This window comes from Roseibium album, assembly GCF_965233825.1.
Classification (GTDB): Bacteria; Pseudomonadota; Alphaproteobacteria; order Rhizobiales; family Stappiaceae; genus Roseibium; species Roseibium album.
Map to the genome: position 1 here is coordinate 5,125,808 of NZ_OZ247583.1, position 11,153 is coordinate 5,136,960.

General features: G+C 56.1%; 11 protein-coding genes. 4 read left to right on the forward strand and 7 right to left on the reverse strand.

Features of this window, described 5'->3' with window-relative positions; all coding sequences use genetic code 11:
• Positions 1–49: 49 nt before the first annotated feature.
• From ACO6TI_RS23540 to ACO6TI_RS23555, 4 genes are read right to left on the reverse strand one after another with little or no spacing between them, the layout of a single operon-like run.
• Positions 50–724 (reverse strand): class I SAM-dependent methyltransferase, encoded by a 675-nt coding sequence (locus ACO6TI_RS23540; RefSeq protein ID WP_055116098.1) that lies wholly within the window; start codon positions 722–724, stop codon positions 50–52.
• Entirely contained in the window at positions 721–1,554 is an 834-nt protein-coding gene (gene phnE, locus ACO6TI_RS23545) for a phosphonate ABC transporter, permease protein PhnE (RefSeq protein ID WP_104701962.1), read from the reverse strand. The genes ACO6TI_RS23540 and phnE (ACO6TI_RS23545) overlap by 4 nt, the downstream gene beginning before the upstream one ends.
• Complete coding sequence (gene phnC, locus ACO6TI_RS23550) at positions 1,547–2,362, reverse strand: phosphonate ABC transporter ATP-binding protein (RefSeq protein ID WP_409858448.1); 816 nt, start codon at positions 2,360–2,362, stop codon at positions 1,547–1,549. The genes phnE (ACO6TI_RS23545) and phnC (ACO6TI_RS23550) overlap by 8 nt, the downstream gene beginning before the upstream one ends.
• A complete protein-coding gene (locus ACO6TI_RS23555; protein WP_104701964.1) occupies positions 2,362–3,234 on the reverse strand; it encodes a phosphate/phosphite/phosphonate ABC transporter substrate-binding protein in 873 nt (290 codons plus the stop codon). Before ACO6TI_RS23555 ends, phnC (ACO6TI_RS23550) begins: the two co-directional genes overlap by 1 nt.
• Positions 3,235–3,534: 300 nt before the next feature.
• Between ACO6TI_RS23555 and phnC (ACO6TI_RS23560) the strand changes: the two genes are divergently transcribed.
• From phnC (ACO6TI_RS23560) to phnE (ACO6TI_RS23575), 4 genes are all read left to right on the forward strand, one after another.
• Positions 3,535–4,356, forward strand: a complete 822-nt coding sequence (gene phnC, locus ACO6TI_RS23560; protein WP_282046196.1) for a phosphonate ABC transporter ATP-binding protein — start codon at positions 3,535–3,537, stop codon at positions 4,354–4,356.
• A 90-nt stretch (positions 4,357–4,446) separates the two neighbouring features.
• Positions 4,447–5,358: a phosphonate ABC transporter substrate-binding protein gene (phnD, locus tag ACO6TI_RS23565; protein ID WP_029061643.1), complete on the forward strand. Its 912-nt coding sequence runs from the start codon at positions 4,447–4,449 to the stop codon at positions 5,356–5,358.
• Between the two features lie 61 nt (positions 5,359–5,419).
• On the forward strand, positions 5,420–6,334 hold the full coding sequence (gene phnE, locus ACO6TI_RS23570) for a phosphonate ABC transporter, permease protein PhnE (RefSeq protein ID WP_422383478.1): 915 nt from the start codon (positions 5,420–5,422) through the stop codon (positions 6,332–6,334).
• Positions 6,335–6,336: 2 nt separating this feature from the next.
• Positions 6,337–7,197: a phosphonate ABC transporter, permease protein PhnE gene (gene phnE, locus ACO6TI_RS23575; protein ID WP_422383479.1), complete on the forward strand. Its 861-nt coding sequence runs from the start codon at positions 6,337–6,339 to the stop codon at positions 7,195–7,197.
• 301 nt (positions 7,198–7,498) lie between these two features.
• On the opposite strand, the gene ACO6TI_RS23580 is transcribed toward phnE (ACO6TI_RS23575), so the two are convergent.
• From ACO6TI_RS23580 to ACO6TI_RS23590, 3 genes are all read right to left on the reverse strand, one after another.
• Entirely contained in the window at positions 7,499–8,674 is a 1,176-nt protein-coding gene (locus ACO6TI_RS23580; RefSeq protein ID WP_422383480.1) for an alpha-D-ribose 1-methylphosphonate 5-triphosphate diphosphatase, read from the reverse strand.
• 239 nt (positions 8,675–8,913) lie between these two features.
• Positions 8,914–9,738: a phosphodiesterase gene (locus ACO6TI_RS23585; protein ID WP_108874092.1), complete on the reverse strand. Its 825-nt coding sequence runs from the start codon at positions 9,736–9,738 to the stop codon at positions 8,914–8,916.
• Between the two features lie 12 nt (positions 9,739–9,750).
• The gene (locus ACO6TI_RS23590) at positions 9,751–11,079 is read right to left on the reverse strand and encodes an extracellular solute-binding protein (RefSeq protein ID WP_422383481.1); all 1,329 of its coding nucleotides are present in this window, start codon (positions 11,077–11,079) and stop codon (positions 9,751–9,753) included.
• Positions 11,080–11,153 lie beyond the last annotated feature (74 nt).

Here is an 11,153-nt window from a genome sequence, read left to right on the forward strand (position 1 = left end):
AATCCAGACGCGTGCGGACCGGTTCGGCTGACTGCCACCCCATTTCTGATTACTGCTTCGCTTCGGCAATCATGTGCCAGTGCCAAGACCCGGGTTTGCGGTGTTCCTTGTCTTCAAGATAGCTGAGTTCGAAATCGTCGAAGAGGTCGACCAGCTCCGCGGCACAACAATAAAAATGCGGGTGGTTCTTGTCGTCCTCGCCATCCTTGACCCATGTGTCAGGGGCGATTTCCCTCCCGATCCCGAAATTGGAATTTCGCTTGGAGAGCATCGTGCCCTGATAAATTCCACCCGGTTTCAGCACCCGTGCTATTTCCGAGATCGCCTTTTGGACCACCGTCGGATCTCCGTGATAAATCACATTGAAGGAAAGAACGTAGTCGAATGTCCCACTTTCAAAGGGCAATTCGGTCATCGGAGCAAGATGCGTGGCAATATTCAAACCGCCGGCATTTGCGCTTTCCTGCAGTTGTGCCAAACCCGCTTCGGAAAGATCAATTGCATGGGTTTCAAAGCCGGCACGGGCGAAGGCCAGCGCGTGGCGACCTACGCCGCATCCAATATCCAGCGCTCTCGTCCGCTCGGCTTGCTGAAACTTGCCGATGAGCGTGGAAACGCCCTCGTTCGCTCGTAACCAGTCCGCACGCCCTTCCTCGGTTTGCCAGCGCTTTTCCCATGCCAGGTGTGCGGTATCAGTCTTTTCTGTAGGAAAAACATTGCTCATCGGGGTGTTCCTTCAAGAATCCTGTTGCGGGCGATGCTACCCAAACGTTCAACACAGAGAACCAGAACGAAGATCATCAGGATAATGGTCATCGCGAGCTGGTAATCAAAGAAATCCATGGCGACCTTCAGTTCAATGCCGATTCCACCAGCACCGACCAGTCCCAGCACCACCGACGAACGGGTCGCCTTTTCCAGGGCAAACAGAGACGTTGTTATGAAGGACGGCATGGCAGCCGGTACCACCGCACAAAAGATCGTATCGAGTTTGCTGGCCCCGGCCGCAGTCAGGGCCTCGCTGGGTCCCTTCTCGACGTCCTCCATGGACTCGGCAAAAAAACGACCGCAGAACCCGACGGTGTCGACCGCAATCGCCAGGGTACCGGCAAAGGGTCCCAAGCCTACCGTAATCACGAAGACCAGCGCCCAGACCAGGTCCGGGACCGTCCGAAAGAAAGCGATCAGCAGCCGCGAAGACGAATAGAAAATTCTGGAGATAGGTGTGTGCCGCGACAGGCCCTTTGCAGCCAGGACCGCGAGTGGCAGGCTGACAACAACGCCGATAATCGTACCGGCAAGCGCCATCTGGAAGGTTTCGAGCAAAGCCGCGGAAAGTTGAGGGAGCCGCTCCATCGATGGTGGCCAGGCGCGCGACAGGAAATCGGCCATGGCAGGGCCACCGGACAATATCGCGGAAAATGACCACCCTGCTCCCTGAAAGGACAAGAAGACGAAACCCACGAGCAACACGTAGGCACAGAACTGGAAGACGCCGGGGCGCTTGAACCGTCCTGGAAGTTCCTCGCCGCGGGGGCGTCCGGTATCAGCCATAATGCTTGCTCAAATCCGACAGGGAGAGTGTGTTGCTCGCCGCATCCAGAACAATGGTTCCCCGCCTGATCGCAATCACCCGGTCCGAGTAAGCCAACGCCTGTTCAACATTGTGGGACGTGAACAGCAACGTGATCCCTTTTTCCTGTGTCAGCTGATGAAAGAGCTCCATCACCTCTTGTCCGGCAATCGGATCAAGGCTCGCCACCGGCTCGTCGGCAACAATCATCCGGGGCTCCTGCATCAGGGCCCGCGCGATGGCAACGCGTTGGGATTGGCCGCCCGACAGCTGGTCGGCCCGTTTCATCGCCTGGTCAGCCAGACCGACACGGTCCAGACAACTCATGGCCCGTTCGCGCAGCGCTGTGCTTGCAAACAACTGCGACCAGCCCCGCATACCGCCAACACGACCGAGATTGCCGTGAAGCACGTTTGACAGCGCTGAAATACGCGGGACAAGGTTGTGTTTTTGAAAGACAAACCCGACATCCGCACGCACTTTGCGAAGACGGCTAGGCTGCATTGACGTGATCTCATCATCAAAAAGGTGTACCGACCCGTCGTCAGGCTCGATCAGCCGAAGTGCACATCGTAGAGCGGTCGACTTTCCAGCACCGTTGGATCCGATAAGAGCGACGGATTCCCGACGATGCACCGAGAAAGAAATACCGTGAAGAATGCCCTTGTCCTTGCCGAATGATTTGACGAGACCCGAGACAGAAAGCTCTCGAACACTTTCCGCCGCGGAGGTGCGGGATATCGTCACCGGCGCTTCCACGCCGGAGACCTGAACCTGAGCTTGCGCCATTATTCGCCGATGAATCTGTCGTATTGCGGGAAACCCGCAGTGGTGTACATCGACCGGACGATGTCATAGGCACCGTCTTTGATCGCTACGAGATCCATTCCGGAATACTTGTCGTTCTCCTCATGCTGAAGGATCGCCTTGATAATGGTATCCTTGTTGTCGAGGATTGCTTCCCGCACGCCATCAACGGTCGCCGGATCAACATGCGAGCCCACCATAAGCATGTCGTTCGGCAGATCACCGGAACGCGCGATGATCCGGAAAAAGCCGTTGGGTATGCTTTCATCCTTGTTGCGCACGCGGATCCAGGAATTGTGGTTCGTGCCCATGCCCGCGATTTCACCTTTTTTCAGCGCTTCATGCGCAATGTTGCGGGACGTGTGGAGCCTTTCGACATCCTTGACCGGATCGATGCCGTAATCCGCCATCAGCTGCATCGGGCAAAGCATGTTCGACGTCGAACCGATATCGCCGAAAACAACCTTTTTTCCCTTAAGGTCTGCTGGACGGGTAATGCCGCTGTCGGCACGCACGACGATTGCGCAGAAATAGTCCGGACGACCAAGACCGATAAGCGGTGCTGCATCCGTCAGCTTGTTGATGACGATGTATTCTGCCGGACCGGTAACGACAAAATCCACCTGCTGCGCCCGCAACGCTTCCGCGGCGGCCGTACGGCTGGTGACCGGAAAAAACTCGAAGGTGTGATCAGTTGCCTTATCAAGAGCCTCTTTGAACGGACCCCATTCAAGCTGAAGCCGCTCCAGCCCCTCCACGTCGGTGACGGCAAGCCTGAACGTGTCGGCAAATGAAGATGAAACGGTAATCACAAGTGCAGCTGCCGCAAGCGCAGCGGATCTAAGGAAACGCATTTTAGGAACTCCCCAACAGACCGACAGAATTTCGGTCAAGCTGTTGGAGTCTAACCACCGCAACGCCACTGGATGTGAAACAAATATGTAGTTTTTACGAATTTATTCGGGACGATAACACGCAAGAAATCTCATTAGTTCAGCTGTTGCGCAATATTGTCCTTTTATTACTTTGCTTTGTTTCTTTCATGGCAAATAAATTTGATATCGATGTCACAAAAAATCACAAAAGTATAATCGTATAGACATCTGAATTTGGAAAAATATTGCTAGTTGCCTCCCGGTTTCGTGGAGGTCCATATGCTGGTTGTCGAGCAGTTATCTAAAGTTTTTGGTGATCTGACCGCCGTTGATGGCGTTTCACTAGCGATCCCGAAGGGTCAGATGGTCGGCGTCATCGGCCGGTCGGGAGCCGGCAAGTCCACTTTGCTCCGCATGATCAACCGTCTGACAGATCCGACAAGAGGATCGATCGACAACGAGGGACAGGATGTTACCGCCCTCAAAGGCCACGACTTGCGCCTTTGGCGTGCTTCCTGCGCCATGATCTTTCAACAATTCAATCTGATCGACCGGATGGACGTTCTGACCAATGTCATGGTTGGCAGGATAGCTCATACCGGTTTCGCAAGATCCATGCTTCGCTCGTTTACAGACCAGGATCGTGTTCGGGCGATCCAGGCGCTCGATCGGCTTGATCTGGTTCCACAGGCATTGCAGCGGGCGGGCACTTTGTCCGGCGGACAACAACAGCGCGTCGCAATTGCCAAGGCCTTGGTCCAGAACCCCAGCATCATGCTCGCAGACGAGCCAATAGCATCTCTTGACCCGGCAAATGCCGTTCGGGTGATGGAAGCACTCAGGTCTATCAACCGTACGGATGGCCTGACCGTTCTGGTCAACCTGCACACACTCGACACGGCACGAAGTTACTGCGACCGCATCGTCGCCATGAAGGATGGCAGGGTTCATTTCGATGGCGCGCCCCGGGCCCTGACGACGGAAAAGGTGCGCGCAATCTACGGAACGGATGATCTGAGCGACGAGATCAATGAGGCGGTGACTTCCACCTCCCTTCAAACAGGTTCCTGCCGACCACGAAGGCAGGCGGTCGGGACCTGACACCTGAGCGAACCGAAGCACGTTTGCGTCAATCGAGCGGCTGCGGCCGCGTGTACCAGCCGTTCCATACGGCAAGCATGGAGTACTATGATGAAGGCTATTTTCGCAGCAGCAGTTTGGACGACCATTCTCGCGGCCTCCCCGGCCCTCTCCGAAGGCTGGAAGGATCAGTACAAGACCATCAAGTTCGGCATCCTGTCCGGTGAAAACGAAAAGGATCGGATCGCCCGCTATACGCCGTTTGAAAAATATCTTGAAAACCAGCTTGGCGTCGAAGTCGAGATCTTCACCGCCGGATCCTATGACGGTGTCATCCAGGCCATCGCTGCAGACCAGATCGAGTTCGCGTTTTTTGGCTCATCGTCCTACGCGGCTGCATACACGGAGACCAACGGTGGTGTTGTTCCGCTTGTCTCGCGTCTGCAGAAAGACGGTTCGACAGGCTACTTTTCCGTTATCGCCGTACGCTGTGACAGCGGCCTGAGCTCGCTGGAGGACTTGAAGGGCAAGACACTCGCATTCGCAGACCCTGATTCCACATCCGGCTATGCTGTCCCCTATTTCAACTTGAGCAAACAGGGCTACGATCCGAAAACCTATTTCGGTGCAACACCGTTTTCCGGAGCGCACGAAACCGGTGTCCTGGGGGTCTACAACAAACAGTATGACGCGGCGGCCACCTACATCACCAATGAAACCAACGGCATTCCGCAACGCATGGTCACCAAGGGCATGATCGATGAGGGTTCGATTTGCACCATCTGGAAGTCCCCGGAAATAACCTCCGGCCCGCTTGCTGCCCGTGCCAACCTGCCGGAAGACATGATCGCGGACATGCGCAAGACGGTCATGGACATACCGGAAAACGATACGCTCGCCTTCATCGAAATGACCGGCGGCAAGGATTCCACTCAGGACGGCTGGATCGAGGTAGATCACGACCGGTACCAGTGGATCGTCGATATGCGCGACTGGCTGAAGAAACAGCGCCGAGGTGGCTGATCTGATCCTGCCAGATGGCGCCTCGGGCGCCATCTGCCCATTGTTGAAAACGGGTCCAGCAATGACGGCACTTTCTCCGGCCATCGAACAATTTGAGATCAACTACGCGGCCGCACGAAAATCGGCGCTGCGAACGAGCCGTCTGTCTATAATTCTGTTCGCAGCCTGCTTCCTTGCAGCGTCCTGGATCGGCGGCTTCTTCGACATGACCGATGTGACGCTTCCCGACGGCACCCGCGTGTCCATGTGGAAGATTTGGGCCGGCTTGCCGCGCCTCGGCGAATACCTCTACAAAACGCTGCCGGTGCTGCACTGGGAAACGCTCGGAACGGATATCGCCAACTGGTTCTGGCGCTGGAAGGTCTGGCTTGAACTCTTGATCGAAACGATCCTGATTGCCTATATGGCAACGTTTCTGGGTGTAATCGGCGCCTTTTTGCTTAGTTTTCCGGCGTCCCGCAACCTGACTCCAAATGACTTCGTTCTCAACGCGACCAGACGATATCTGGAAATCGTGCGAACGGTTCCCGAACTGGTCTGGGCCCTGATATTCGTGTTCTGCTTTGGTGTTGGCCCCCTGGCGGGCGTCCTCGCAATCGGGCTCCACGCGACCGGAGCACTCGGCAAACTTTATTCCGAAGCCAATGAAAACGCCGACATGCGGCAGGTCGAAGGCATCAAGGCGTCCGGCGGATCCTGGTTTGATCAGGTTCGGTACGGGATCGTGCCCCAGGTCGTTCCCAACATCATCAGTTACACGTTGCTACGTTTCGAAATCAACGTGCGCGCCTCATCCATCATCGGCTTTGTCGGCGCAGGAGGGCTTGGACAGGAAATCCGTGTCGCGATGTCCTTGCAGGAATACACCGATCTTTCTGCGCTCTTCCTGATCATATTCGTGACCGTGATCCTGATCGACACGATCAGCGAAAAAGTCAGGCACCGCATCATCGGCCTCACAGGCCAGGGAGTGTAACGTTGGAAAAGGTCACTCGGGATCTCGACACGGCGCGTCGCCAGGTGCCTGGCGCATTTGAATCACCGCGCAAGAAAAGGCTGATCCACGCAGGTGGCTGGACTGCCTTCGCGCTGCTGACATGCTGGTGCCTTTGGGCTTTCGACTTCTCCCCGTCACGTATCGTGAACGGGATCACACGTTTCGGCGGGGTCCTTTCCTTCATGTTTCCGCCCCACATCTGGGAGACCTGGGGCGAATGGCAGGAAATTCTGAAAGGGCTCGGTGAAACGGTCGCAATGGCCTTCATGGGCACATTTCTGGGGGCAATCGTTGCATTTCCTCTCGCGTATCTGGGTGCAAAAAACATTGTGCCGGTATCGTGGTTCCGGCTCGGTGTCCGACGCGGCTTCGATAGTCTCCGCGCGGTTGAACAGATTATTCTGGCCTTGATTTTCATCCGCGCTTTCGGTCTTGGTCCACTCGCCGGTATTCTTGCAATTGCCGTGTCCGAAGTGGGAACACTCTCGAAACTGTTTTCGGAAGCCATCGAGAACACGTCGAAAAAGCCCGTTGATGGCGTGAGAGCGTCCGGCGCCGGAAATCTGCAGACTATCCGTTTTGCGATTCTGCCCCAGGCCCTGCCGGTGATCCTGTCGATCATCCTCTACAATTTTGAGTCCAACACCCGTTCCGGTACGATCCTGGGCATTGTCGGTGCCGGAGGTATTGGGTTCCTGCTTGCAGACCGCATAAGCGCCTACCGTTGGCCGGAAGCCTGGACAATCATTTTTCTGATTATCGTCACGGTATATCTGATCGACGGCTTTTCCGGATTTTTACGTCAGCATGTCATCGGCGCGAAAGAAAGTGGCAGGGTATGAAAACGTTCAATCCGGGCTCCGGCAAGCGTCGGCTTTCGAGGCCACGCAGCTCCGACATGAAGGGGGCCCGGCCCTCCACATCATTCCGGCCTGATTGACCAACAACGGGTTCAAGAAATCCGGTCGGTTACCTCGCCGCCGTCCCGGATATGATCCAGGACCTCGTTCGTCCGGATCCATTGCCCCGGCTCAAGACCTTGGCAGCAATTTCATTGAAGACGATTACTCCATGATTTCCAGGGGCAGGCCCTGGATTGGCTGCGGCAGTTGAAATTCCTTTCAACGCTGCGACGGATTCCACTCACTGAACCCGACACCCCATAAGCCAGGCCATCTTGACGAAAGGATGCCCGTCGTGAAGAGCGACATGCAAGAGGTCCGCACGTTTGCCGACCGCTATTTCGCCCCTGTCATCAAGACCGGAAACTTCTGCTGGCGTCCTGCTCACCATCCGGATCGCCGCGGGCAGGTCTTCCTTGAAACTCGCGTCTGCGGCGATCATGAAGGCACCGTCCAGCAATGACCTCGGCACGTAGTCGGACGCCAGAATGTCAACCAGGCCTTCCGCCATCAGATCGCTCACCGCAACGTTTCCGGATTGCGACCCGCCTCGCAGCACATTCGGCGCGCCTCCGACCACGCACATCTGATGCGCTTTCGCCTTGCGTGCGGCTGCCAGCGTGCAAGGAAACTCGGAAACCGTAATGCCTTCGGACAAGGCCTCATCGACGTGATGAAGCTCCGTATCATCGTGACTGAGCAAAGGCAGCTTGTGCGCATGCGCAAGTGAAATCACGGCAGGGCGGACCTTTTCGCTGATTTCGTCTGAATGATTCAACAGGTTCTGCGTGGTTCTTTCCGCTTCGGCGCGGGACTCTCCGGTATCTGCCATTCTGCGTTGCGTGTAGGCTTCGATATTCTTGCTCTGGCGGCGGCCCGGAAGATGTTCCATCACCGAAATCATGCGAACAATGGACTTACCTATATTTTCTTCCGTTAGCCGCGCCGTTTCGGCATCCGTGATCTCGCAGCGAAGATGGACCATATGCTCGGCTCGGAACATGCCGGCAGCCTGCCCTTTTTCCAGAGCATCAACCATCGGTGCGAGAACTTCACGACGCTCCGGTCTGGAGACCGTTGCACCGACACAGAGACTGTCGAAAACCGTCGTGATACCACTGCCGATAATCTGCGCGTCATGGGCGAGCGCCGCTCTGAGCGGATCCCAACGCACATGGGCACGTGGATAAACATGCTTCTCGAAATGGTCGGTATGAATGTCGACAAGCCCGGGGATCAGGTAATCTCCGTCGAGGTCCTGCCCTGCCTGCGGTGCCAAGCCGGTATCGATGGAAACGATACGTCCATCGGAAATCGCAACATGACCCGTTACGACCTGGTCCACCAGGACGATCCGTGCATTTTTGAGAACAGTCAGTTCACTGCCGGTTGGCAGTGTCTTGTCGGCAAACGTCATGGGTCACTCCGGCGTGGAAACTCCCCGGAAAATACCCGGGCATCTGCAGCTTATATCAGGAAGGAGACCTTCTACCTCCAAATTGGCCGCACATTGTGACAGTTTCTCGAAGAGACTGTGACACTGGAAGTAACAGCAGAGCGATGTTACCGCGAGCGCGGTGCGCCTGTTACCGGACGCACCAAATATCCAATGAGATTGTTCGCCGATTTGGTTTATCGCAATTGTGAAAGCGTCGCCTATCGCACCATCGTCAACCGGTTCCAATCGGCATAATCCGGAGAGCCTTCGCGGCGAACTTCACCCTGATAGCCATATTCGACAAGATGCACCATGACCGACGTCTCGCTGGCCAGAATGACGGAATAGCATTCGTTGAGATCCGACGCGCTCAGGTTCGTTTCATTGGCGAAATCCGGCCAGCCGGCGTGGTTTGTCCCGCGCGGTGCACTGAAGGGAACACCATGGAAGGATCCCGAAAGCGGCAGATGACAGTGTCCGTGGAAGATATGCCGGATCTTGGCACGATGTTTTTCAATGACGTTCCCGAACTCCTCCGCATCCTGCAACATGATCTTGTCCATCGGTGCAATTCCCGTTGGCACCGGATTGTGATGCATGAACAGGAACACAGGACCGGCCGTTTCGTTCAGTCTTTCATCCAGCCAGCTCCTGCGGGTTTCGCAATAGTAACCGGCATGGGAATTGGCGCCCCAGGTGTCCAGGAAAATTGCCTGTCCGACGGGGAGGTCCAGGACGGATTGCACAAACCCGTTGTCGTCGACCAGATCAGGAAAAACGGACACGAACACATCGCGTTCGTCGTGGTTGCCGATACATAGGTGAACGGGCACGGATAACCCGGAAATCGTTTCCTTGAGCCGAAGATAATCTGCACGATCACCCCAGTCGGAAAGATCACCAGTTATGACCAGCGCGTCGGCATCCGGATGATGCGTGAGCGCGTGACCAAGCGCCTTCCTGAAATTGTCGTTCGGCTCGCGCCCTCCGATCGTTTCGCCGGGCGCGGTCAGATGGATATCCGTGAGTTGAAGAAGTTTCACCTCTTCCTCCAATTATTGTACTGACAGGGCCACTGCCCGTCGAAACGGGCAGTGGTGAATTTTTCGGGAGCGATCCGCCTGGCTGCCGGACGGAAGCAGGTCCTCAACTTCTTCCGAAAGCTCTTGCTGCAATTCGCCCATGTCTTCGTATTCGCCGGTGACGATACCTTCGATACCATCATAGATCACCTGCGTGATCGCCAGCCCGTTGTCGCCCGGGTAGGCCTGCCAGTCACGCAGCAGCGGCAACTGGCGAACAGCGGTTTCCTTGTTCGGGTTCTGCTTGTAGAAATCCGCCAGGATCACTTCGTTGGCTGCCTTGTTCGGCGGCATGTAGCCGGTGGTGCGGGCCACATCGGCGGCGCCTTCACCGGAGGTGATGAATTTCAGCCACTTCCAGGCGGCATTCAAAACTTTCGGATCTTCGCTTGTGGACACCAGCATGGCCGCATTGCCACCGGCGGGCAGACCTTTCGGACCGCTTGCTTCCAGCCCGGGAAATTCGTTTGTTTTAAGTTCGAATTCACCCTTGGCGCGCTCAACCGCCCCAAGCGCGGATGTCGACCAGAACATCATGCCGATTTCGCCGGCGGAGAACGATGCAAGTGCCGCTTTCCATTCAATGTTCTGCATGTCGCAACCGCGAAACAGGTTCTTCATCGTCTCGAAGGACTTCAATCCTTCCGCCGAAGAAATCTGGATCGCATTGCCTTCCATGGTTGCCTTGTCCTGGGACCACATCAGTGCCTGCAGGAACCAGTTCCCGGTAATGTTCCATCCCCAGAACATCGGGTTTCTGACGCCGGCGTCGTGCAGCTTGCCGCATACCTCGACGACTTCGTCCCAGGTTTTCGGGAGTTGGTCCATGGACGTGATCCCGGCTTTCGCCATCACGTCCATGTTGTAGTAACCGACCGGCAGAGAGACCGAAAACGGCAGGCCGTAGATGTCGTCGTTGAACGTGCCGAGTGCCAACATGGCATCGTGATAGCCGTCCTTGGTGAAGTCTTCCTCTTTGAGGATGAACGGCTCGAGCGGTTTGGCGATGCCTTTTTCGACGAGGATCGCCTGACGGTTCAAACCCTGCATCGTCACGTCAGGAAGGGTACCGGCGACCGCCTCGCGCAGGATCGTGTTCGTCCCGTCTTCATAAGATTCGTAGGTGGCGCGCATCTTCACGTCGATATTCGGATGCTGCTCCTTGAACTTGGGAAGGATTTTCTCGTACGTCACGTCGAACAAGTGGCTGTACGGATAAGCAAACTCGATTGTTATCGTGTCTTCCGCCTGCGCAGCCGAGGCCGTCAGCAGCATTGCTATTGCGGTGAGGGTCTTATTCATGGAACTCTCCATCTGTTGCCGTGGGAACGGCTGGTCGCCAAACTCGTCCGTTCCCAAGTGATCCCCGAAACGGG